Annotated in this window: 1 protein-coding gene; it reads left to right on the forward strand. The window is 48.0% G+C overall.

All coding sequences use genetic code 11. From position 1 onward, the window contains the following. On the forward strand, nt 1-344 hold a 344-nt coding region (locus tag H8L32_RS28490; protein ID WP_222619529.1), incomplete at both ends, for a hypothetical protein.

A 344-nucleotide genomic window follows, 5' to 3' on the forward strand; every position in this document is an offset into this window, starting at 1 on the left:
GGTTACTTATTTACCCAGTTTTGCGTCGCAGCGTTGTGTGCGTCAGCAGCAGAGAAACGAGATTATGAAGCACTTTATTCCCACTGTCAACACCTGCAACTCATTTCGTTTCTCTTCGCTCTTTCGAACTACTTAAACTGTTGCACGGTATTCACAGCCACCAACTCATTCCGCAATCTTTTCAATCGCTCATTTCGCCAGCTTTACTTCGCTTCATTTCTCCCCGCTCTTCAGCGGGAGGCGAACTATAGCAAACTCTTCCCCCACTTTGCAAGTGCTTTGCGGGAATTATTTAGATTGTTTTTTGGCAGGCTGGCGTTGGGGTGGCGGTTTGTAGGGTGCGC

Source organism: Undibacterium hunanense (assembly GCF_014284335.1).
GTDB lineage: Bacteria > Pseudomonadota > Gammaproteobacteria > Burkholderiales > Burkholderiaceae_D > Undibacterium > Undibacterium hunanense.